The organism is Enterococcus sp. DIV1208, assembly GCF_050530455.1.
GTDB lineage: Bacteria > Bacillota > Bacilli > Lactobacillales > Enterococcaceae > Enterococcus_B > Enterococcus_B hirae.
In genome coordinates this window covers 1,722,362-1,744,243 of record NZ_CP172887.1, presented here as the reverse complement: position 1 = coordinate 1,744,243, position 21,882 = coordinate 1,722,362, and the positions used below count along the sequence as shown (strand labels likewise).

At 36.6% G+C, this 21,882-nt stretch carries 26 protein-coding genes; 25 read left to right on the top strand and 1 reads right to left on the bottom strand.

What is annotated here, in order from left to right; genetic code table 11:
- The first annotated feature begins 213 nt into the window (after positions 1–213).
- The 8 genes from IGK91_RS07980 (at position 214) to IGK91_RS07945 (ending at position 6,559) form a co-directional block, all read left to right on the top strand.
- Complete coding sequence (locus tag IGK91_RS07980; protein ID WP_010737802.1) at positions 214–759, top strand: 5-formyltetrahydrofolate cyclo-ligase; 546 nt, start codon at positions 214–216, stop codon at positions 757–759.
- Between the two features lie 13 nt (positions 760–772).
- Positions 773–1,471 (top strand): rhomboid family intramembrane serine protease, encoded by a 699-nt coding sequence (locus tag IGK91_RS07975; protein ID WP_010737801.1) that lies wholly within the window; start codon positions 773–775, stop codon positions 1,469–1,471.
- Positions 1,472–1,491: 20 nt separating this feature from the next.
- Positions 1,492–1,704 (top strand): YqgQ family protein, encoded by a 213-nt coding sequence (locus tag IGK91_RS07970; RefSeq protein WP_181934336.1) that lies wholly within the window; start codon positions 1,492–1,494, stop codon positions 1,702–1,704.
- Entirely contained in the window at positions 1,704–2,669 is a 966-nt protein-coding gene (locus IGK91_RS07965) for an ROK family glucokinase (protein WP_010718843.1), read from the top strand. Before IGK91_RS07970 ends, IGK91_RS07965 begins: the two co-directional genes overlap by 1 nt.
- Before the next feature lie 14 nt (positions 2,670–2,683).
- Entirely contained in the window at positions 2,684–3,079 is a 396-nt protein-coding gene (locus IGK91_RS07960) for a rhodanese-like domain-containing protein (protein WP_010737800.1), read from the top strand.
- Between the two features lie 438 nt (positions 3,080–3,517).
- Positions 3,518–3,979, top strand: coding sequence for a hypothetical protein (locus IGK91_RS07955; protein ID WP_081129492.1), 462 nt, complete (start codon positions 3,518–3,520; stop codon positions 3,977–3,979).
- 400 nt (positions 3,980–4,379) lie between these two features.
- Positions 4,380–4,745 (top strand): DUF488 domain-containing protein, encoded by a 366-nt coding sequence (locus IGK91_RS07950; protein WP_010737798.1) that lies wholly within the window; start codon positions 4,380–4,382, stop codon positions 4,743–4,745.
- Positions 4,742–6,559 (top strand): FAD/NAD(P)-binding protein, encoded by a 1,818-nt coding sequence (locus IGK91_RS07945; protein WP_181934335.1) that lies wholly within the window; start codon positions 4,742–4,744, stop codon positions 6,557–6,559. The genes IGK91_RS07950 and IGK91_RS07945 overlap by 4 nt, the downstream gene beginning before the upstream one ends.
- A gap of 126 nt (positions 6,560–6,685) precedes the next feature.
- Here IGK91_RS07945 and IGK91_RS07940 read toward each other — a convergent pair whose 3' ends face one another.
- Positions 6,686–6,853 (bottom strand): DUF3042 family protein, encoded by a 168-nt coding sequence (locus IGK91_RS07940; protein ID WP_010718848.1) that lies wholly within the window; start codon positions 6,851–6,853, stop codon positions 6,686–6,688.
- 233 nt (positions 6,854–7,086) lie between these two features.
- Between IGK91_RS07940 and galE the strand changes: the two genes are divergently transcribed.
- From galE to IGK91_RS07855, 17 genes are all read left to right on the top strand, one after another.
- The gene (gene galE, locus IGK91_RS07935) at positions 7,087–8,076 is read left to right on the top strand and encodes a UDP-glucose 4-epimerase GalE (RefSeq protein ID WP_010737796.1); all 990 of its coding nucleotides are present in this window, start codon (positions 7,087–7,089) and stop codon (positions 8,074–8,076) included.
- Positions 8,077–8,083: 7 nt separating this feature from the next.
- Entirely contained in the window at positions 8,084–9,568 is a 1,485-nt protein-coding gene (galT, locus tag IGK91_RS07930) for a UDP-glucose--hexose-1-phosphate uridylyltransferase (RefSeq protein ID WP_010737795.1), read from the top strand.
- A gap of 38 nt (positions 9,569–9,606) precedes the next feature.
- The gene (locus IGK91_RS07925) at positions 9,607–10,587 is read left to right on the top strand and encodes a LacI family DNA-binding transcriptional regulator (protein ID WP_010718851.1); all 981 of its coding nucleotides are present in this window, start codon (positions 9,607–9,609) and stop codon (positions 10,585–10,587) included.
- Positions 10,588–10,718: 131 nt separating this feature from the next.
- Positions 10,719–11,441, top strand: a complete 723-nt coding sequence (gene tsaB, locus IGK91_RS07920) for a tRNA (adenosine(37)-N6)-threonylcarbamoyltransferase complex dimerization subunit type 1 TsaB (protein ID WP_010737794.1) — start codon at positions 10,719–10,721, stop codon at positions 11,439–11,441.
- Complete coding sequence (gene rimI, locus IGK91_RS07915; protein WP_010737793.1) at positions 11,425–11,964, top strand: ribosomal protein S18-alanine N-acetyltransferase; 540 nt, start codon at positions 11,425–11,427, stop codon at positions 11,962–11,964. Before tsaB ends, rimI (IGK91_RS07915) begins: the two co-directional genes overlap by 17 nt.
- A gap of 9 nt (positions 11,965–11,973) precedes the next feature.
- Positions 11,974–12,441 carry a ribosomal protein S18-alanine N-acetyltransferase gene (gene rimI, locus IGK91_RS07910; RefSeq protein ID WP_063627253.1) on the top strand — a complete coding sequence of 156 codons (468 nt, stop codon included), beginning with the start codon at positions 11,974–11,976 and terminating at the stop codon, positions 12,439–12,441.
- Complete coding sequence (gene tsaD / locus IGK91_RS07905) at positions 12,438–13,466, top strand: tRNA (adenosine(37)-N6)-threonylcarbamoyltransferase complex transferase subunit TsaD (RefSeq protein ID WP_010718855.1); 1,029 nt, start codon at positions 12,438–12,440, stop codon at positions 13,464–13,466. Before rimI (IGK91_RS07910) ends, tsaD begins: the two co-directional genes overlap by 4 nt.
- Before the next feature lie 493 nt (positions 13,467–13,959).
- Positions 13,960–14,541, top strand: coding sequence for a hypothetical protein (locus tag IGK91_RS07900; RefSeq protein ID WP_034698353.1), 582 nt, complete (start codon positions 13,960–13,962; stop codon positions 14,539–14,541).
- A 75-nt stretch (positions 14,542–14,616) separates the two neighbouring features.
- Positions 14,617–15,240 (top strand): class D sortase, encoded by a 624-nt coding sequence (locus IGK91_RS07895; RefSeq protein ID WP_088771460.1) that lies wholly within the window; start codon positions 14,617–14,619, stop codon positions 15,238–15,240.
- Between the two features lie 212 nt (positions 15,241–15,452).
- Positions 15,453–16,307 (top strand): hypothetical protein, encoded by an 855-nt coding sequence (locus IGK91_RS07890; protein ID WP_051641758.1) that lies wholly within the window; start codon positions 15,453–15,455, stop codon positions 16,305–16,307.
- A 19-nt stretch (positions 16,308–16,326) separates the two neighbouring features.
- Positions 16,327–17,079 (top strand): YveK family protein, encoded by a 753-nt coding sequence (locus IGK91_RS07885; protein ID WP_181934333.1) that lies wholly within the window; start codon positions 16,327–16,329, stop codon positions 17,077–17,079.
- 73 nt (positions 17,080–17,152) lie between these two features.
- Positions 17,153–17,821, top strand: coding sequence for a CpsD/CapB family tyrosine-protein kinase (locus IGK91_RS07880; RefSeq protein WP_025480509.1), 669 nt, complete (start codon positions 17,153–17,155; stop codon positions 17,819–17,821).
- Between the two features lie 81 nt (positions 17,822–17,902).
- On the top strand, positions 17,903–19,732 hold the full coding sequence (locus tag IGK91_RS07875) for a polysaccharide biosynthesis protein (RefSeq protein ID WP_181934332.1): 1,830 nt from the start codon (positions 17,903–17,905) through the stop codon (positions 19,730–19,732).
- Between the two features lie 79 nt (positions 19,733–19,811).
- On the top strand, positions 19,812–20,270 hold the full coding sequence (locus IGK91_RS07870) for a hypothetical protein (RefSeq protein ID WP_228022438.1): 459 nt from the start codon (positions 19,812–19,814) through the stop codon (positions 20,268–20,270).
- A complete protein-coding gene (locus IGK91_RS07865; protein ID WP_228022436.1) occupies positions 20,255–21,091 on the top strand; it encodes an O-antigen ligase family protein in 837 nt (278 codons plus the stop codon). The genes IGK91_RS07870 and IGK91_RS07865 overlap by 16 nt, the downstream gene beginning before the upstream one ends.
- The gene (locus tag IGK91_RS07860; protein WP_258924973.1) at positions 21,084–21,434 is read left to right on the top strand and encodes a glycosyltransferase family 2 protein; all 351 of its coding nucleotides are present in this window, start codon (positions 21,084–21,086) and stop codon (positions 21,432–21,434) included. Before IGK91_RS07865 ends, IGK91_RS07860 begins: the two co-directional genes overlap by 8 nt.
- A 40-nt stretch (positions 21,435–21,474) precedes the next feature.
- Positions 21,475–21,873, top strand: coding sequence for a hypothetical protein (locus tag IGK91_RS07855; RefSeq protein ID WP_258924972.1), 399 nt, complete (start codon positions 21,475–21,477; stop codon positions 21,871–21,873).
- Positions 21,874–21,882 lie beyond the last annotated feature (9 nt).

Here is a 21,882-nt window from a genome sequence, read left to right as displayed (position 1 = left end):
ATAAGAAAGAATTTTTTTTAACAGCTTCTCATGTTTTGAAAAATTCAGGCTTATTTCAAAGAGCTGATGCGTGAACACCGTTTACTCGTTTTTAGAATAAAGAGTGAGAGTGATGTCTTAAATTCTGTTTATAAAACTCTTTTTATTTAAAAAGTTAAATTGCTATTTTTACTATTTTCCGCTACCATTTTAACGAGAGGTGGGTTGATACGTTTGAGTCATATTAAAGAAAAACTTAGAAAACTTGGCATTGAAAATTTACAAAAGATTGCTAGAAGTGAACAGAAGCAGCAAAAAGAGCAAAAAATTTACCAACAACTCTTTCAAAGTAATGAATGGCAGCAAGCAAAAGTGGTTGGTTTGACGATGGCAAATGAGATAGAAGTGGCTACGACCCCAATTATTGAAAAGGCATGGGAAGAGGGTAAAACCATACTTGTTCCTAAGACATTGCCTGAACGTCAAATGTGTTTTTTTAAAATTGATCCGGATACCCGATTTGAACGCACCGCTTTTGGCGTACTGGAGCCATTATCTGATCATTCTTTTTCACCGGACGCTATCGATTTGCTGATCGTTCCAGGGGTTGTTTATCATCAAAATGGTTATCGGATTGGTTTTGGTGGAGGCTACTATGATCGCTATCTAGCCAATTATCCGAACCAGACATGTAGTCTGGTTTTTCAAGAACAAATAAACAATCAATGGGTACCAGAAAGTTTTGATAAAAAAGTGCAACACTTGTTTATCGATAAATAATAAGGAGGGTTACATGAATTATCAACAGAAATTAAAATTAAACGCTTGGCTAAGAAGACCAATTTTGACTTATTTGTTTTTAGCGATACAAACCATCGTGTTTGCAATGATGGAGTTCTTTCCATTTTTAAATATTCCAGCATATTTAGGCATGTTTGGGCCGTCTATTGTAGTTGGAAATGAATGGTGGCGGTTTATTACACCGATTTTCATTCACTTTGGACTGGTGCATTTTGTCATGAATTCTTTGATTTTATATTTTATGGGAGACCAAATTGAAACACTCTACGGTCATTGGCGTTTTTTCTTGATCTACTTGTTTAGTGGTATCCTTGGGAATGCAGCGAGTTTTGCATTCAACGATCTTGGCGTTCTATCTGGTGGAGCAAGTACTTCTTTGTTTGGTTTGTTTGGTGCGTTATTCGTTCTTGGATTTCATTTCAAAAATAACTCTCAGGTTCGCCAATTGATTCGTCATTACATGTTGTTTATTGTTATCAGTTTTGTATTTGGTTTGACGGATACCTCAGTCGATATCTGGGGGCATCTCGGTGGGATTGTTGGTGGCTTGCTTATAGGAAATATCATCGGCCTACCACAGAAAGTGACCAATTACTCGATTCATCAAAAAATCCTATCTACGCTTGTTTTTGGATTTCTTTTGATAATATGTGTTTTATTGGGTTTAAAAAACTACGGATTACTTGTATAATGTGAAGGAAGTGCTTTGAGATGGAGAGCTTATATGACGTGCAACAACTGCTCAAACGATTTGGCATCTTTGTCTATGTTGGGTCACGTATCTATGATATTGAATTAATGACGATTGAATTGAAGAATCTTCATGACAGTCGTTTGATCGATCATGATACATACATGACAGCGTGGCGCATACTAAAACGAGAGCACCGAGTGGAAGAAAGCCGAAAGAAAGGAAAATTGTAATGGACAAAAAAATTATTGGGATTGATTTAGGTGGAACAACAGCAAAATTTGCAATTCTAACACCAGAAGGAGAGATTCAACAAAAATGGAGCATCGATACCAATATATTGGATGACGGTAAACATATTATTCCGGAAATTATCGAGTCAGTAAATCATCGTATCAAATTATATAACATGAATGCTGAAAATTTCATCGGAATCGGTATGGGAACACCAGGAAGTGTCGATAGTGAAGCAGGTACAGTGATCGGAGCCTACAATTTAAATTGGACTGAACTTCAATACGTAAAAAAACAAATTGAAGAAGGAACTGGAATCAAATTTGCTATTGATAACGATGCGAACGTTGCTGCTTTAGGTGAGCGCTGGAAAGGTGCAGGGGAAAATGATCCTGACGTTATTTTTGTTACCTTAGGAACGGGTGTCGGTGGCGGAATCGTTGCTGCTGGGAACTTGATCCACGGCGTTGCTGGTGCAGGTGGCGAGATTGGACACATTACAGTGGACCCAGAAGGTTTTGAATGTACATGCGGTAAAAGAGGGTGCTTAGAAACAGTTTCAAGTGCAACAGGTGTAGTTCGCTTAGCACGTTTCTTAGCAGAAGAGTATGCCGGAGATTCAAAATTAAAAGCAATGCTTGACAATGGAGAAGAAGTAACAAGTAAAGATATTTTTGAAATGGCACAAGCAGACGATCCATTTGGTCTGATGGTCGTTGATCGTGTTTGTTTCTACTTAGGATTAGCTTGCGGTAATCTAGGGAACACTATGAACCCATCAAGTATTGTTTTAGGCGGCGGAGTATCTGCTGCCGGGGAATTTTTACGTAGTCGTGTTGAAAAATATTTCAACCAATTTACGTTCCCTCAAGTACAACAATCAACAAAAATCAAATTAGCAGAATTAGGAAATGAAGCTGGCGTGATCGGTGCTGCTTCATTAGCCTTGAAATTTGCGGAATAACGTGGAGGAATGACATGGTTTTATGGGTAATTAACATCATTTTGCTATTGATTATTCTTGCTATTGTGTTTTGGGAAGTTTATCTACGAGTAATGGCAAAACGTTCTGCAAAAACACTGGAAGAAGAAGAATTTCGTGATGGGATGCGTAAGGCACAAGTCATTGATGTTCGTGAAAAAGACGTGTTTGATGCAGGACATATTTTAGGGGCAAGAAATATCCCTTATACTGTTTTAAAAGATTCATTAGGATCTATCCGAAAAGATCAACCGGTGTATATCTACGACCAAAAGAAAAGCTTAAGTATTCGTACAGCGAATAAGTTAAGAAAAGCTGGCTACCAAGATATCTATATCTTAAAAGGTGGATATGATGGCTGGTCTGGCAAGATTAAAAGTAAAAAAGTATAGAACGTCATGACGTCAAATTATCGGTCAATCCTGATGAGTCGTGTAAAGTCAAATCTGGGTCAGAATGAACCTCATTCTGTCTCAGATTTTTTGTTATTTCATTTGGAAGGAAAATGGGGCTGAAGAATCAACTTTGATTCTGTAGTAACCACCAGAAGTTAGATTTTGGTCTTACTTTTTGGGATTGATACATTCATCAGTTCCACAAATGACAGAGCCAATTTATCAGAAGTTTTTGTATATAAAGTAACAGATACTTTTTAGAAAATTGCATGACTGATTATTCGATTAGGCAACGGGAATAAAAAGAATTCATTAGATCGCACAAGATAAAATACTAACTTTTATTCTTTCCAGAAATAAAAGTTCTATCTCCATTGCGTACGTCATGTATGATGATGATTCAATGATAAATCAAACAATGGGGGAGAAAAGGCAATGCCAGAAATATCTAATGAAACTTTCACTGAGCAACAACCTGCAGGAATAGTAAAAAAAGAAGAAATAACAGAAAAAAGAAAAAAGGAACTTGATAAACTTGTTGGAACGATTGAGGTTTCACTAGCTGGTAAATTAAAAGGAAAGACATATGAGGAGATCGTTGAATCGGTTGTGTCTAAGATTATAAATAAGAAGGTAAAGCAATCTGAACTTGGGAGAGTATTATACTCACTAGATCTTTCTGCCCAATTATATCAGCAGGTCGTAAAGGACTATAACATAAAACGCTTAATCAACCATGATGGTCCAAGCCAAAGTAAAGTCTCTATAACCAATTCTGTGGTTATAGAAAATATAGAAAGCGCAATAGATTCTCCACAAATAATAATAGAAGATCAATTGGTCGAACAAAAAGATAGTTCAAAACCAGAAAACATTCAAGAACAAAAAAACAAGTAAGTTGACCACAGAAAAGCTAACGTTTAGGAAAAGGATTAAGAAGTGGGGTCAATCGTTAAACATTTTCAGAAAGAGTAACACAGATAAACAAGAGAATATAACAAATCGTCAAGGAATTGAAATGGATAAGGGGAGGGTACCTTTAAAAAAAATATTTAGACGAAAACCGAGCAAAACTAATGATGATTGTCATAAGAATAACCAACGCCTATACCCTGTCCCTCTCGAAAAGGGAGATAGGAATCACTAGCAAGTATCCATAGATCGTGCAAAATTGAAACTTAGCATTTAGGGAGTACTAACAGAAATCAAGCCACGATTTTTTGCTATGACATAATCAAAGGAGAATCTAATCATTTATGCTATGATCAATGTATAAGCAATGAAAGAAGTGGAGAAAATGATCAAACTGAAAAGAGTGTACAGTGCGCGCGAAAAGGGTGATGGCTTTAGAATTTTAGTTGATCGAATATGGCCAAGAGGGATATCAAAGGAAAAAGCGCAGATTGATCTATGGTTAAAGGAGATTGCACCAAGTACTGAGTTGAGAAAATTCTTTGGACATCTTCCTGAACGTTTTCCTGTTTTTGAAGAAAAATACCTAGAAGAGTTAATGACAGATCAAGAAAAGCAATTGGCAGTCAAGCAGCTAGCTGAACTCTGTCAAAACTATCCAATCGTGACCTTAGTTTATGGTGCAAAGAATGAACAGCAAAATCAAGCCGTGGTGCTAAAAGCGTTGATGGAAAGGAAGCTGAATCGATGATTATTGGCATTGTTGGGGCAGGCCCCAGAGGACTAAGCATGGTAGAACGATTGATCCGAAACAATCGGGAAAACCAACATATCCAGATCTGTTTATTCGATCCTGATGGGCCTGGTGGTCGAGTCTGGCGGCTCGATCAACCAACAGAGTTATTGATGAACTCAGTCTCTCAGCAAGTTACGCTTTTTACAGATGAAACATTAACAAGTGGCGGAGAGATTTCACCGGGGCCTAATTTATATCAATGGAGCCAAACAGAGGCGAAAAAGTATATCGAAAAGCAACAGTTTGTGAATAAAGAATTTTTTTTGGCAGAAGCCGAGCGCTTACGTGCCAATGAACCAGCTACCAGATGTTTTTATGGCTTGTACCAACAGTGGTTTTATGAACAATTAAAAAAATTAGCACCGCATTCATTCACTATCGTTCGATCCTTAGTGAAAGAGATTGATAAGATAAAGACAGGTTTTTACTTGAAAACAAACGAACAGCATTTAGTAGTAGATCAGTTAGTGATGACTACGGGACATTGGGAAAATAAAGTATCCGAAGACGAGAAAAGGTTTTATGACTATGCTGAAAAAGAGCAATTGTTCTACCAACCGCCAGCAAATCCAGCTGATGTTTCCGTAGAAACTATTCCGCCAAAAACCACAGTGATTCTTAGAGGATTAGGTCTAAGTTTTTTTGATTATGTAGGTTTACTTACCGAGAATAGAGGAGGTAAGTTTGAAAAACAAGGAGAGAAATTGGTATATTTGCCGTCTGGACGTGAGCCGATCGTATACTGCGGGTCTAGAAAAGGGTTGCCCTATTTTCCTCGAGGAAAAAATGAAAAACGGGGAGGAGCAATGGCTGTTCCTAAATTGATCACCAAAGAAAATTTAGCAAAGCTTTATCAAAATCAACAATTAACTGGGAAACTGTTTTTCGACTTGCTAAAAAAAGATGTCGAACTTTTTTATTATAAGAAATTAATTGAGGAAAAACATCTAGCTATTTCACCAGTATTATTTGAACAAATCTTTTTAACACGTGATCAAAGTGATTGGCAAAAACAATTTCCTGAATTACAGCCTTATCAATGGGAGTGGGATTTTTTTGAAACGCCTATCTATCATGAGAAGCACGACTTTCAAAAAGAAAGTCGAAGGTTTATTGATTATCAAATCAATGAATCAATGAAAGGAAATTGTACTGGGGCGATTGCTTCAGCTTTTGATGCGTTAAAAGATTGGCGTGATCCTGTCCATCTGGTCATTGAATGGGGCATCTTCACTGCCAAAGAATATAGAGAAGTATTATGGGGTTGGTTTACTAAGCTCAATGCTTTTCTCACGATCGGTCCGCCAGTTGTTCGGACAAGAGAATTAGCCGCTCTGATTGATGCGGGTATTTTCACAATCGTTTCCCCACCGCTGGAAATCAAAACAGAGGCCGGTTTCTTTATCGTAGAAAACGAGGGACAACGGATTGAAAGTCGCTACTTGATTGAAGCCCGACTCCCGCAGACTGATTTGACACAAACAAAGAACCCAGCATTAAATAGCTTGAAAAAACATCAGCTGATTCGTCCTTTTACTTATCAGGACACGACTGGCGTGTATGAAACTGGTGCAATTGATATCAAACTAAGCACCAATCAAGTCTGGAACAAACAGGGAGAGCTAGAAGAAAATTTATATTGTTTAGGGATTCCGGTCGAAGGTGTGGATTGGTTGACAGCTACAGTCTCACGACCATATACCGATGCTTGGAATTTGAGGCAAATCGATAAAGTGGCACAGCTGATTCTTGGAAGGACAACCAATTGAAGCAAAAAACACAACCGACTCTAAAGGCTAGATCATTCATCTAACTTTTAAGATCGGTTGTGTTTTACTAATTAATAATGATTCTTTGGGTTATAAAAGGGATGATTTTCTTGAATCGTTTAAAGATTAGCGAGCTACACGTTTACGCATCGCTTTTTTACGATTTTCTTCGATCATTGTTTCTTTTTCATCAATGGGATCGATTACTGTTTTTTTAACTGAAGCTACCAATCCAGCAACAGCTGCCGCTGTTGCAAGACTACCGACTAAAATTCCAGATACAAATTTTTTCATTAAATCCACCTCGTTTATTAGTTGTTGCTTCTATTATGTAACAAATTGAAAAAAAAGGCTAGTCTGACGTCTATTTATTGGAAACCTTTACAAATTCCCCTTGAAAATATTTACTAAATGTTTTATTATAAATTTACTAAATAAATAGCAAAGGCAACAGAAACAAAAGGGTCATAGTTTCAAACGATTCAAAACGTACTTTTTGCTGCTTTTGTAAAAAAAGGAGTGTTTTCATGGCAATCTTGGTATTGGGTGGCGCAGGTTATATCGGTTCACATGCTGTTGATCGGTTGATCAATCAAAACTATCAAGTGGTAGTAGTGGATAATTTATTAACGGGGCATCAAGCAGCAATTCATCCTAAAGCACAATTTTATAAAGGTGACATTCGGGATAAATCTTTTTTACAGTCTGTTTTTGAAAAAGAAACGATCGAAGGAGTCCTTCATTTTGCAGCTAGTTCATTAGTGGGAGAGTCTGTTGAGAAACCATTGAAGTATTTTAATAACAATGTCTATGGTATGCAAATATTGTTAGAAGTGATGCATGAATATCATGTGAAGAATATTGTCTTTTCATCTACAGCAGCCACTTATGGTGAACCTACAGAATCACCAATTACCGAAGCAACTCCTACGAATCCAAAAAATCCGTACGGTGAAAGCAAATTGATGATGGAAAAAATGATGAAATGGTGTGACCAAGCCTATGGCATGCGATATGTAGCATTGCGTTATTTCAATGTAGCAGGTGCAAAAGCAGATGCATCGATTGGGGAAGATCACACACCAGAAACGCATTTAGTTCCTATTATTCTCCAAGTAGCTCTAGGTCAACGTGATTCTTTGGCGATTTACGGTGATGATTACGATACACCCGATGGAACATGCATCCGAGATTATGTTCAAGTGGAAGATTTGGCTGATGCCCATATCTTAGCTTTAGAATATTTAAGAGCGGGGAATGAAAGTAACTTCTTTAATCTAGGGAGCAATCAAGGCTACTCCGTCAAAGAAATGCTTGAAGCGGCTAGAGAAGTAACAAATCGAGAAATTCCAGCTAAGGTGGCACCACGTAGAGCCGGAGATCCAAGCCGGTTGGTCGCTTCCAGTGCTAAAGCTGAAGAAATCTTAGGTTGGCGACCAGCTTACACAGATGTAAAAGAAATCATTAAAACAGCCTGGGATTGGCATGTGAGTCATCCCCATGGTTATGAGGAGTAGAGAGAAGATGACAATCAGTCAAACGATTTGTGATTTTACGACACTAGCAATTGAAGCTGGTGGCTGGATGGAAATGGATCGAATTTATTTACAAAATCGAATTTTGGGAATGATCGGCGAAGAGGCTTTGGAAAACACTGAAGTGCGCCCTGTTTCAGAAGAATCGGTGGTGTTACTTGATCGGTTAGTCGAACAAGCCAAAAAAAATGAAGTGGTTACTGATTTACCAGCTGAAATCGAAATCTTTGAAGCACAATTAATGGATTTTTTAACACCACCACCATCAGTAGTCAATGCGTTTTTTGCACAACATTACGCAACAAATCCAGAAGAAGCAACAGACTACTTTTATCAATTGAGTAAAAGAAATGATTATATCAAAACCAGAGCGATTGCGAAAAATATCAGGTATACGTATCCTTCAGAATATGGCGAATTAGAGATTACGATCAACTTATCCAAACCTGAAAAAGATCCTAAGCAAATTGCTGCCGAAAAACATGCCAAAAAAGTTGATTATCCTGAGTGTATGCTTTGTATGAACAATGAAGGCTATAAAGGACGTTTAAATTATCCAGCTCGCACCAATCATCGAATCATCAGAATGAATCTTGATGGGGAAAGTTGGGGATTTCAGTATTCTCCATATGCTTATTATAATGAACATTCGATCATCTTGTCAGAAGAGCATCGTCCTATGAAGCTTACGAAAGAAACATTTTCACGTTTATTAAAAATCACAGAGGTTTTACCACACTACTTTGTTGGTTCAAATGCAGATCTGCCAATTGTTGGAGGATCGATTCTGTCACATGATCATTACCAAGCAGGGCGCCATGAATTTCCAATGGCTAAAGCTCCAATCGAACGATTAATCAAATTATCGGATTATCCTCAAGTAATCGCAGGTGTTGTCAAATGGCCAATGTCTGTCATTCGTCTGCAAGCGACGGGGAAAGAAATCCTAGTGGAAGCTGCTAATAGTATTTTAGAAAAATGGCAACAATATTCAGATCCCGCGGTAGCAGTGACGGCATTTTCTAAAGATGGTACGCCCCATCATACGATTACACCAATTGCTAGAAAACGCGAAAATTATTTTGAACTCGATTTAGTGTTACGAGATAACAATGTCTCTGACGAACATCCAGAAGGGATTTTCCATCCTCACCGAGATATTCAGCATATTAAAAAAGAAAATATCGGTTTGATCGAAGTCATGGGATTAGCTGTTTTACCACCTCGTTTAAAATCAGAAATGGCAGAAGTAGAAAAGTATTTGCTTGGACAAGAAAATAAGATAGCTGAGTATCACATGGAATGGGCGAAGGGCTTGAAAGCCGACCATCCAAATGTGACAACTGAAACAGTAACAGAGATCGTTCAGCAAGCTATTGGTAAAGTTTTTGCTCGTGTGTTGGAAGATTCAGGGGTCTTCAAACGCGATACAAAAGGTCAAGAAGCTTTCCAACGCTTTACTGCAACGCTTTAAGAAGAATGCCCGAGTGGAATAGATAGGAGGAGAAACAAGTGGCAACGATTAAAGATATTGCAAAGTTGGCAGGGGTTTCTCCTGCTACTGTGTCAAGAGTCTTAAATGATGATCAGGAGTTATCAGTTAGCCTAGCAACGAAAAGAAAAATTTTTGAGGCTGCTGAAGAGCTGAATTACACGAAGCATCATAGAAACACATCGTTGAATCAAAAGTCGTTGCGTTTGATCCAATGGTACAATGATCAAGAAGAATTAGAGGATCTCTATTATCTTGCTATTCGTTTGGGAATAGAGAAAAAGGCAGAGGAATCAAATGTGACTTTGCTAAAGGAAACGTGGGACGCTATCAGTGATAGACCGACAAATGGAACGATTGCTCTGGGAAAATTCGATGAGCAGCAGTTGATTGAATTGAAGCAGACACAAAGCAATCTGTTATTAGTTGATTTTGATGGAACACCCTATAACATTAATTCATTAATCGTTGATTTTCAAACAAGTATCCAAAAAGTGATTGATTATTTTTTTAACCAGGATAAAAAAGCGATTGCAATGCTTGCTGGTAGGGAATACACCAAAAAAGGACATCAACGGATTGATGACCCAAGGATTGCCGCCTACCAACAAATCATGGCTGGTAAAGGATTGACTACAACGATCATTGAAGCAGATTTTTCAGTTGAATCTGGCTATCGGAAAGTCAAAGAATACTTAGATAGTGGACAGTATTCGTTTGAGGCGCTGTTTGCAGCAAATGACACACTAGCGATCGGTGCATTGAAGGCAATTAACGAAAAAGGTCTGAAAGTACCTGAGGATATCTCATTGATCGGATTCAATGACATTAGTGTAGCAAAATATGTTTCCCCAGCTCTTTCGACAGTCAAAGTTCACACGGAATGGATGGGGGAACTGGCGGTAGAGACCGTGTTACAAATGATGAATGAAAAAGCACCTGTTTCGAGAAAAATCATTGTAGAAACGGATCTTATCTTGCGTGAATCTACAAAAAACTAAAGAACAAATCAAGAGAAAGTTGCGAATGATTGCAACTTTTTTTCTTTTTTTCTGAAATGAATTGTCTTTTTCTTAGCAAGAAGTATGCTACAATATAAAACGATAGAAGTTAGTAGAAAGGATGCATCAAAATGATTACATTAGGGATAGACACCGCTAATCAAACTTTAGCGATCGGCGTGATTGAAGATGATATTGTCTTAGGGCAAATCCAAATCAATAAACAGAAAAATCATAGCGTTAGTTTGATGCCGGCTATCGATCAATTATTCTCAGCACTCGGATTAGCACCAACCGCTATCGATCGAATTGCTGTTTCCGATGGACCAGGTTCATACACCGGTCTAAGAATCGGTGTAACTACTGCAAAAACACTTGCATATACATTGGGTAAAGAACTTGTGGGGATTTCAAGTTTACAAGCAATTGCTGCTAATTGCCGGAACGTAAATGGATTGATCGTGCCTTTATTTGATGCAAGAAGAAAAAATGTTTATGCTGGTGTGTACCGAAGACAAAATGGAAAATTAGAAACAGTTCTTGAAGATGTACATATTTCAATTGAAGAACTGCTTAAGCAACTGTCTCAGTTCGATGAACCTATCTTATTTGTCGGAACAGATACGCAAAAATTTACGAATGAAATAAAGGAAGTATTACATGAAGCAGAAATAAATAAGGTGCTTGAATGGGATCTTCCTAATGGCTGTACGATTGCAACATTAGGGGCCAATCGTGAACCAGTAAGAGATTTAACCAATTTTGTACCACGTTATTTGAAAAAAGTAGAAGCAGAGGAAAAGTGGTTGGAAACCCACACTCCTGGAGACGAAAGATATGTTGAAAAAATTTAAAGCATATGCTAGAAGTTTATTCTATGAAAAAAAAGAATTTGCTACTAAGATAATTGAAAATCAAGGGAAAAGCTATCGAATAAAAGAGCTGATACCTCGAGATATCAAAGATTTATTATCGATTGAACGCCAGGTATACAATGGCGAATTACCATGGACAAAAAGTGCCTTCCTTTCTGAATTAAATTCACCTTTTCAAAATTTATATTTAGGAATACTAGACGGTGAACAGTTAATTGGATTTATAGGTGCGAGAATTTTTGGCTTGGATTGCCATATTACAAATATTGCGGTTATTCCTGTGTACCAACGAAGAAATATCGGTACATTGTTAATTGACGAAATTGAAAAATTTGCTATAATGAATCGCTGTGACACACTCTCTTTAGAGGTGAGAATGAGTAATCAAGATGCCCAAAGACTCTATCGGAAATTAGGATTTCAATCGAACAAAGTAAAAAAAGGGTATTATACCCAAACAAATGAAGATGGATTAGAAATGATCAAATATTTAGAAAAATGAGAGGTACAATTGATTTATACTAAGAATGACTTTGAAGATGAACAGTTAGCGTCTTGTTTATGGGCGCTTTGTGAGGAAGCATATGAACATGGTTCTCCTTGGACCAAAGACCAATTTTTAATGGATATCCAACAACCACATACGCAATATTACTTATTGGTGGAAAATTCGCTACTCCAAGGATTCATTGGCTATTCGAAAGTTATCGATGAAACGGAGATCACGAATATTGCTGTGGCAAAAAAACTGCAAAAAAAAGGGTATGCACGTCAGTTATTACGCTTTTTATTAGACCGAGAAAAACAAGCAGGAACATATAATGTTTATTTAGAAGTACGAACGTCTAACCTAGCAGCTCGTCATCTTTACCAATCAGAGAAATTTAGAGAACTAGGGAAACGAAAATCTTATTATCATGATCCAGTAGAAGATGCGATCATTATGAGTACAAAGTTAAAAACGGAGACGATGAAATGAAAGAAGAATTGATTCTGGCAATTGAATCAAGTTGCGATGAAACGAGTGTCGCAGTTGTGAAAAATGGTGATGAGATTTTAGCCAATGTCATTGCTTCACAGATTAACAGCCATAAAAGATTTGGCGGTGTTGTTCCAGAGGTAGCAAGTCGCCATCATGTAGAGCAAATCACCTTATGTATCGAAGACGCTTTGGCGGAGGCTGGCACTTCTGTTGAACAACTGAGTGCTGTAGCGGTTACTTATGGTCCTGGTTTAGTTGGTTCGTTACTGATTGGGATTTCTGCCGCTAAAGCTTTTGCTTGGGCGAACAATTTGCCTTTGATACCTGTGAACCATATGGCAGGTCATATTTACGCTGCACGCTTTCAAAAGCCTTTTGAATTTCCGCTACTAGCATTGCTTGTCAGTGGTGGACATACAGAGTTGGTCTATATGAAGGAAGACGGGAACTATCAAATCATCGGTGAAACGAGAGACGATGCCGCTGGAGAAGCTTATGACAAAGTTGGTCGTGTCTTAGGTTTGAGTTATCCAAGCGGAAAAGAAATCGATCAGTTAGCGCATCGTGGTGAAGATACCTACCATTTTCCAAGAGCCATGATTCATGAAAGTAATTATGATTTTAGCTTTAGTGGTTTAAAAAGCGCCTTTATCAATTTAGTACACAATGCCCAACAACGTGGAGAAACTCTTGATACAAATAATTTAGCTGCTAGTTTTCAAGCGAGCGTTGTGGACGTTTTAGTCAATAAAACTCTTCGTGCTTGTAACGAATACCCAGTCAAACAATTGATTGTAGCAGGTGGAGTTGCAGCCAATCAAGGATTGCGTGAAACGCTCGAAGAGGCATTGAAAAAAGAACATCCAGAAATTGAACTGCTGATCCCTCCATTAAAACTTTGTGGTGATAATGCAGCAATGATTGGAGCAGCTGCGCATGTAGAATTGAAACAAGCCAATTTCGCTGATCTTCGTTTAAATGCGAAACCTAGTGTGGTATTGAATCAAGGAGGAAATGAGTAAAATTCACCTCATTTTCGTATACATGGCAAGAGCGGTGGAGAAAAACTTACTTTGTAGTAAGTGAAATCGATTGATTAATGAAATATGAAAGTTAGAATATCATTTTTGTTTTTACATCTATCAAAGAGCTTGGGACAATCTTTTATTTGTTCCAAGCTTTTTTTGACTTAAAATTTCTAAATTTGGAAATTTTTGTTCTATTGTTCAAATCGTTATATTAATAAGAGATCTCGCGATAATACGGATTAGAGATTAAGAATACAAATGACGTAAATACTATGTTCTCAGCAAAAACACTTATTATAATAACTATTTTTAAATAGTAATTGTTATTTTGCGAGTAGTGATTTTATTACGATGGTTATTTGTTTTGAAGGCATTTATTTAATTGTCTTAAGAAATAACATATGCTAATATGGATGGTAGAAATGCTTTTATGTGTTATTTTTTAATGGTTGTTTAATTATTTTGATAGGAAAAGGAGAGTTAGAAGATGAAATATGTGTTACAGAGTATGGTTTTAATTTTATGTAGTTTCTTTTTTACGTCTTATGTTGATGCTGCCGGGGCGATTTCGCAAGATGAGCAAATGATCATCCAAGAATTGACTCAACCTATTTTAATTCAAGGCAAAGAATTTCAAATGCCTCAAACATATATTACACAAACTGAAAATTATTTAAAACAAAATGATTTATCCAAGTCACAAGTGGATACAGCAGTAAAAAATATCCAAAATGTGAAGCAAAAACTGACTAATTTAGACATTGATTTGTCATCGGTTCATACGATAAATGATTTAATAAAAATTATCCCTAGGGAAACAATTTTGGAAATTCAGCAATTGATTTCATCAACAGCGGATGCTTTAGGATTAGTCGTTTTAAGTTGGAATAAAGGGTATGTTGAGCTAGGCGCACAAAACTCTGATGGCTCGATTTCAGCAGTGTTCAACTCGAAACAACCGATTAAACAAACGGGAACATTCCCTATCTCAAGCATTCTTGCAATTGGATGTTTAATGATGACTGCGACAGGTGCATTCATCGTAGGAAAGAAAGTCAAACTTGCATAAAAAAAAGAAAAAATTAAAAAGAATAGGCGGAATGATTTTTACCCCTATCTTTTTTTGATCATGGGTTATTCGCTAATGTATATTATTGGGCGACCTGTCATTCAGTTTACGACTTCTTCCTTACGATTGTTTCTGCTTTCGGATATTCCAAAATATGAAAAAAAGACACAACCATCAGCTAAAGGTATGTCAACTAGTGAGTTAGAAGAAAAACGGAAAACAATTGAGTTGGAAGGAGAGAACATTCCCTCCAGTAAAATCGATTATCCAAGAAGCGGGTATCAATATGGACAGGTTGATGTTGCTTCTGTAAATTTGAATGTGCCCTTATATTATGGAGACTCAGATGATATTTTACGAGAGGGTGCTGGACAATACATGGGGTCTGTGTATCCAGGTGAACATGGGACTACATTGATTGGTGGGCATAATAGTAGTGAATTTGGAAAATTAAGTGCTGTCAAAATTACGGATAAGATTAACATTTCCACTAGTTATGGTGAGTATGTTTACCAAGTATACGAAACAAAGATTTTAGATAAAAATGCGAAATTGATTAGTCAACTTCTAGTTCAAAAACAGCAAGGAAAACTGATTTTGTATACTTGTTATCCAGTCGATAGTATTGGAATGACGGATCAAAGATTATTTATTCTAGGCGATCTCATTAAGGGGCCAATGATCCAACCAGATAAATAATGAATTGAAAAATTGCGCTACTCATGTGTTAAGCAAAACGCTTTGAAAAGAGGTGGATTTACCAAAAAAGAATCAAATGATCAATCGAATAATCGCTTGTTTGGCTCACTAAAAATGAAGTTAGTGGATAAAAAATTTCGAAGTGGGGCAATTTAAGCTGCAATGAGTTTGTGAAATTTTATGGTCTTTTCTTACATTTGGTAAAAATAGTTATGAAAAAAAGAAAACAATGGCGAAAAGTGCCAAAAATGATTCTTGCTTTTATCTGTTCGCTTAGTTTATTTGCAATTTTTGTCTTGGGCATTCTTAAGATTACTTTATTCAATCAAAATTTTATGATCCGTGCAGTGGAATCCTCACATTATGGGGAAACGATCACTAAAGAGATCAATCACACAATTGCTGATGTAGGAAGAGGTGCCAATATCTCCCAAAAATGGTTGAATCAGACAGTTTCAGAAAGCTTAGTAAATGATAATATCAAACAATATATTCATAGTATCTATGCTGGCTCAACCTTTCAATTAGAAGGGGAGAAGCAAATAGAAGAGACAGTCCAAAGCCAATTAGAAAGTTATGGAAAAGAAAAGAATTACCCAAGAAATGCAGAATTTGAAACCACAGTAAATAAACTAAAAAAAGTGAGTATTGAAACAGTTCGGCGTGATATCGAAATCCCTTATTTTGCGTTATATGGCAAAAAAATAATGGCTTATACATCCACCCTTAACCTGTTGCTCATTTTTGCAGTCGCTTTTTTTGGAATCTTATTTTCCGCAATCATTTCGCTTAACAAACCCTTCTTTCATTTAATTATCCGTTACCTTGCTTATGTGATCGGTGGAGCTGGATTAATGGTAGGGGCTTTACCGACCTATTTGTATGTAACTCGATTGATTGAACGATTGGGTATTCATTCTGAAGCTCTATACTTATTTTTAACGACTTATTTGAAAAATTTTCTCTTTATGTTTATGAAATTTGGTCTTTTCAGTATCCTGTTGAGCTTGTTCCTATTTGGTGTAAGTGAGTTTTTCAGAAAGAAAATAGTTCGACGTGAAAAATAGAATAGAAAGGGGCGAAAAGATGGAAGCGGTTATTAATTTGAATGAGATTCTAAGCTGGTTAAAAAAGCGGATACTGTTGATTATTTGTACATTGATCGGCGGTTTCGCCGTTGCGACTGGAATAACTTATTTTGTTATTACACCAACATACAGTTCATCGTCTGAATTGATCGTTCAATCGAAAAACGAAATCGTCAACCATAATTTACAATCAGAAGTACATGCAAATGTACTCTTGATTAATACATATAAAGACATGATTTTAGGAGATATCGTACTTAATGAAGCAACCGAATACTTAGAAAATAAATTTGCTTATTACTTAACGAAAGATCAATTGAGAAAGAATATTCAGATTATTCAATCTTCAGATTCACAAATGTTCCATATCAAGGTGATGTCAGATGAAGCTGAAAAAGCTGCGAATATAGCAAATGTTCTTGCTTATACTTTTGAAGAAAAAGTAAAAGAAGTTTTAGACGTAAATAAAGTAACGATCACATCAATTGCGCAAGCAAATCAGCTACCGGTTTCACCCAATAAACGGTTGAATCTTTTTCTTGGTGCATTTTTAGGTTTACTTCTAGGGATCGGGATGGCTGTCTTGTTAGAAATATTGGATAAAACAGTAAAGGATGAGCATTTTCTCGCAACGATGGGGTATCCAGTCTTAGGGATAATTAGTGAAATGAGTAATAAGGAAATTGAAAGTGGGCAATCGATTCAACTCACAACTTACTCTCGACAAGGCACTCATACACATAGACAATGAGCGCGTACACATCTAAGCAGAGAAAATCGGTTCACACGAAAATAGATGAGGAGACTAATACGTGAAAAATAATATGAAAAAAAAGGGTGTTCCTCTGATTAGTGCTAGTAAACAATCGTCCATGATCTCTGAACAGTATCGAACGGTTCGATCAAATATCCAATTTAGCTCATTTGATCAGGATATAAAGACAATCGTCGTTACTTCAGCAGGTCCAGAGGAAGGGAAGTCAACTGTTTCAGCGAATCTAGCGATTGTTTTTGCAAATAGCGGGAAGAAAACACTCCTAATTGATGCAGATTTAAGAAAGCCAAGTGTAGAAAGTACATTTCGTTCAACCTCGAACAGTGACGGACTAACTAACCTGTTAAAAAAAAGAAATGAATCAGCTTTCGTATTCATTCATGAAACAAATATTGCACATTTGTGGACAATGACCAGTGGACCAAAACCTCCCAATCCTTCTGAATTACTCGAGTCAAGCCGAATGAATGAAATCATTGATGAATTAAGCGTAAATTTTGATTTGATCATTTTTGATTTACCGCCTGTTGTGCCTGTGACGGATGCACAGATACTAGCTTCAAAAACAGATGGTACAATCATTGTCGTGAGAGAACGAAAAACGCTAAAGCAAGAATTGTTCAAAGCAAAGGAACTATTGACGATCGCTCAGGCAAATATCTTAGGGATTGTCTATAATGGAGTAAAGAAGTCGAAAGATATCAACTACTATTATTGAGGTAGTAGATGGTGTGTTAAAATGATTGAAAGAAAATGTTGATCAAGATCGTGCATATCAAGTACTAAAGAAGGTGATTTATTGATTAAACCAACTAGAAAAATCAAAGCGATTAGTTTGGTGCTACTCGATAGTTTTCTGATCATACTTGCTAATTACATCAGTTTTATATTTATGGTTCCATTTGTTATCATCAATAGAGATTATTTGGCAATAACACTCATTTCATCAGTTGTTTGTTATCTGTTCTATGGTGGGATCTTTAAAGTATTTACAAGAATCAATCGTTATACGAATCTTAATGAGTTGTTAGGGATCTTTGCGGCACTCACTTTTATGTTATTTTCAATTTTTCCTTTGTTTTACTTGTTTAACCAGGAGCTCATGTACCAGATTAGTTTGCGATTAGTTGTTTTTTCTTACATAATGGCACTTTTATTGATTGCTAGTAGTCGGTTAGGCTGGCGGGTCTGGGTTGAATTGAAAAATAAAAATGGTCGTTCGAATGAAAAAAAAGTACGAATCTTGATCATTGGTGCTGGAGAGGGTGGACAATTACTGTATCAAAGTTTTTTAGGTTCTCAAATTGTGAATAATATTGAAGTTGTGGGCTTTGTCGATGATGATTGTAACAAATGGGGAACTTATCTTTTAGGTAAAAAAGTACTGGGAAATACCCGTGAAATAAATCAATTGATCCAGACATTCCGTATCAATATGGTTACGATAGCGATTCCTTCGTTACCAAAAAAGAAGATCCAACAGCTTGTTCAATCCATTGAAAATAAGAATATCAAGGTAAATATGGTTCCCTCTTTTGAAGAAGTAGCTACCGGAAAAATCAATGTTTCGCAATTAAAAGAAGTAGATGTGATCGATCTATTAGGAAGAGAGGAAGTTTCCCTTGACCTAGAAAGTATCAGCCATCAATTAGAAGGACAAACGATTTTAGTAACTGGGGCTGGGGGCTCGATTGGTTCAGAGATTTGTCGGCAAGTTTTGGCATTTGAACCAGCAAAGTTGATTTTACTTGGACATGGAGAAAATTCGATTTATTCGATTCATCGAGAACTAACTACATTAGATCCTCAGAGGAAAGTAGAGATTCTACCAATCATTGCTGATATTCAAGATAGAGAACGCATCTTTTATTTGATGGAAAAATACCATCCCACGATTGTTTATCATGCAGCCGCACATAAACACGTTCCGCTGATGGAATATAATCCCACAGAAGCAATTAAGAATAATATTAACGGAACAAAAAATGTGGCGGAAGCAGCTAAAAAAAATCATGTTAAGAACTTTGTGATGATTTCTTCTGATAAAGCAAATCGCCCGCCAAATGTGATGGGAGCAACAAAAAGAATCGCAGAAATGTTAATCACAAGTCTGAACCAATCTGGTGAGACCAAGTTTTCGGCTGTCCGTTTCGGGAATGTACTTGGGTCTAGAGGTAGTGTTATTCCACTGTTTAAAGAACAGATTTTAAGAGGGGGACCGATCATTGTCACCGATTTTCGGATGACCCGCTACTTCATGACGATCCCTGAAGCGAGCAGATTAGTTATTCAATCAGGTGCATTGGCTAAGGGAGGAGAAATTTTTGTTTTGGATATGGATAAGCCAATCAAGATCGTGGATCTAGCTAAGAATATGATCCATTTGAGTGGTTATACAGAAGAAGATATCGAGATTGTTGAAACAGGGATACGTCCTGGGGAAAAATTATATGAAGAATTGCTATTAGAAAAAGAAAAGAAAGAAACGCAAATTTTTGAGAAGATTTTTGTTGGGGACATTAAAGGCTTTTCTTTAAAAGAAGTCACCCAGCTAATTGAACAGTTACCAGAAGATGAAAGCGAAGCAGCCAAGAAAGTTATAGCGTTTGTAAATGCTTCTAATGAATGAAGGAAAGATAGAAATGATGATTGGAAAAATAAATCAATCAGTGAATTTTTGCTGTTAAAGGCACACGGGGAGATAGAAAATGAAAACAATTGAAGCAAATGGGTACTCATCAATTGATGAATTAACGAAAAGCAACCAAAAAATTTTAGGAAGGTTATTTTACCTATTGGGATTTACACTCTGTATTTCGCGTGTTTTTTTCGGGATCAATATGTCAATAAGTGATGTATTTATGGTGCTATTAGTTGGCTACCTTCTACTAATGAAAAAAGTGGTGTTCAGTAAACAATTAGTACTATTTTTTATTGGGGTTATTTGTTGGCGGTTATTGTCCACGATATTGTTAAGTTCATGGGTGGATACTTCTGTTTCGCTTTTTTCAGTCATCATGACGGGACAAAAATTTTTCGTCAATCTCCTTTATTTGATTCTAACGATCTCGATCCTTCATATAAATCCAGAGTTGAAAAAAGATTTTTTATCTGGGGTAAAAGTCGGAACACTTTTTTTGGCTGTCTTAGTATGTTCATTTTTCTAGTAGCTCCAGCAAGTTTGAAATCATTTGTTTTGTTCGGTGATCTACGTTTGAAAGGATTCATGAATGATCCTAACTATTTTGCTTATCTTCAAACATGTGGCTACTGTATCTGGTACTTAAGACCATTTAAAGGTAAGTGGAAGAACCTGATTGCATTCATGGGTTATACATTCTGTATTTTGTTATCTGCTTCCAAAACAGGCGTTGTAGCGTTTTTAGTAATCAATTTGTTATTTCTAATTCAAAAATTATTTAGGAAAAATATCAACGTCAAACATCTTGTAATGACAATCATGACAGCGAGTGTATTGATTATCGGTACGCATTTTCTTTTTGCTGATTATGTAAGTAATTTAATTGCACGTTTTCTTTCCATTCCGCAATTTGTCCGATTTGAGGGAGTCTTCACTAATTTTTATGGCGCAATCGTTGCTGGAGGTTCCGGTAGAACAGAAGCTTGGAAAACAGCACAACTTTTGTTAACGCGGACTCATTTCATGGGTATTGGTTTCGTTGACTACTCTTCAGTTGCTTTATCAGTTAGTGGAAGCCCGACGATTGCTCATAATACTTTTTTACAAATAGCTGTTGAATGGGGAATAGTCCCAGCAATGATGGGAATGTTGTTGGTATTTGGTCAGTTTGTCAGAAAATTATTGCTGAAAAAATGGTTGCTGTGTCTCTTAATATTAGCGAATATTATTTTTTCTTTTAGTATTTCTTTACAAAATTCACGATTACTATGGATCTTAGTAGGTTTACTCGTTGTGAAAGAACAGGGATCTCTAGTAAATGGAAAAAAGGAGCAGTCAAATGATTAGTGTGATTATTCCCACTTTCAATGCAGAAAAATCGATTGAGCGAGCAGTCAATTCTGTACTAAGACAAAGCTATCAAGATTTTGAAATCATTATTGTCGATGATCGATCAACAGATCATACTTGGGAACTTTTAACGAAATTAAAAAAACAAGATCAACGTATCAGAATCTATCAAAACGCTAGAAATTCTAAAAGTGCTTATACTCGCAACCAGGCAATCAAACATGCACGGGGGAACTACATTATGCAACTAGATGACGATGATTATTGTCACGTGGAACGTATGGCAAAGCAAGTAGCGTTTTTAGAGGGCTCATCCAGAATTTGGTTTTGTTGGCAGTAATGCCTATTTATGGGACCAAGAGGGTGTCTATGGTGAACGGGTGGTCAAAGAACGACCTGAAATAAAAGATCTCTTGAAAACGAGTTCGTTCATCAATCCATCGGCTATGTTTAGAAAATACATCTTAGAATCTGTAGCGGGTTATCGAGTTTCAAAAGATACTGTTAGAGGACAAGATTATGACCTATATATGCGGTTATATGCGAAGGGACACAAAGGTTATAATTTACAAGAAAACTTAGTTTATTACTATCAAGATAAAGAGTATTATAAAAAAATTTCCTGGAAAAATCGCCTTGGGGAAAGTCGGTTGAAATATCGTAATTTCAAAGAATTACAGGTTGCTAAAGTTCATTATCTGTATGTCTTGAAACCACTAATAGCGATAATGATTCCTAGACACCTCCTATTTTGGCATCAGCACCGCAAACAAGGATGAAAAGGTCTC

Excerpts from the sequence above, each read along its gene's own strand:
- IGK91_RS07975 (WP_010737801.1), top strand. The coding sequence starts at position 773 with ATGAATTATCAACAGAAATTAAAATTAAACGCTTGGCTAAGAAGACCA.
- IGK91_RS07970 (WP_181934336.1), top strand. The coding sequence starts at position 1,492 with ATGGAGAGCTTATATGACGTGCAACAACTGCTCAAACGATTTGGCATC.
- IGK91_RS07965 (WP_010718843.1), top strand. The coding sequence starts at position 1,704 with ATGGACAAAAAAATTATTGGGATTGATTTAGGTGGAACAACAGCAAAA.
- IGK91_RS07960 (WP_010737800.1), top strand. The coding sequence starts at position 2,684 with ATGGTTTTATGGGTAATTAACATCATTTTGCTATTGATTATTCTTGCT.
- IGK91_RS07955 (WP_081129492.1), top strand. The coding sequence starts at position 3,518 with ATGCCAGAAATATCTAATGAAACTTTCACTGAGCAACAACCTGCAGGA.
- IGK91_RS07950 (WP_010737798.1), top strand. The coding sequence starts at position 4,380 with ATGATCAAACTGAAAAGAGTGTACAGTGCGCGCGAAAAGGGTGATGGC.
- IGK91_RS07945 (WP_181934335.1), top strand. The coding sequence starts at position 4,742 with ATGATTATTGGCATTGTTGGGGCAGGCCCCAGAGGACTAAGCATGGTA.
- IGK91_RS07940 (WP_010718848.1), bottom strand. The coding sequence starts at position 6,853 with ATGAAAAAATTTGTATCTGGAATTTTAGTCGGTAGTCTTGCAACAGCG.
- galE (WP_010737796.1), top strand. The coding sequence starts at position 7,087 with ATGGCAATCTTGGTATTGGGTGGCGCAGGTTATATCGGTTCACATGCT.
- galT (WP_010737795.1), top strand. The coding sequence starts at position 8,084 with ATGACAATCAGTCAAACGATTTGTGATTTTACGACACTAGCAATTGAA.
- tsaB (WP_010737794.1), top strand. The coding sequence starts at position 10,719 with ATGATTACATTAGGGATAGACACCGCTAATCAAACTTTAGCGATCGGC.
- rimI (WP_010737793.1), top strand. The coding sequence starts at position 11,425 with ATGTTGAAAAAATTTAAAGCATATGCTAGAAGTTTATTCTATGAAAAA.
- tsaD (WP_010718855.1), top strand. The coding sequence starts at position 12,438 with ATGAAAGAAGAATTGATTCTGGCAATTGAATCAAGTTGCGATGAAACG.
- IGK91_RS07900 (WP_034698353.1), top strand. The coding sequence starts at position 13,960 with ATGAAATATGTGTTACAGAGTATGGTTTTAATTTTATGTAGTTTCTTT.
- IGK91_RS07895 (WP_088771460.1), top strand. The coding sequence starts at position 14,617 with ATGTATATTATTGGGCGACCTGTCATTCAGTTTACGACTTCTTCCTTA.
- IGK91_RS07890 (WP_051641758.1), top strand. The coding sequence starts at position 15,453 with ATGAAAAAAAGAAAACAATGGCGAAAAGTGCCAAAAATGATTCTTGCT.
- IGK91_RS07885 (WP_181934333.1), top strand. The coding sequence starts at position 16,327 with ATGGAAGCGGTTATTAATTTGAATGAGATTCTAAGCTGGTTAAAAAAG.
- IGK91_RS07880 (WP_025480509.1), top strand. The coding sequence starts at position 17,153 with ATGAAAAAAAAGGGTGTTCCTCTGATTAGTGCTAGTAAACAATCGTCC.
- IGK91_RS07870 (WP_228022438.1), top strand. The coding sequence starts at position 19,812 with ATGAAAACAATTGAAGCAAATGGGTACTCATCAATTGATGAATTAACG.
- IGK91_RS07865 (WP_228022436.1), top strand. The coding sequence starts at position 20,255 with ATGTTCATTTTTCTAGTAGCTCCAGCAAGTTTGAAATCATTTGTTTTG.
- IGK91_RS07860 (WP_258924973.1), top strand. The coding sequence starts at position 21,084 with ATGATTAGTGTGATTATTCCCACTTTCAATGCAGAAAAATCGATTGAG.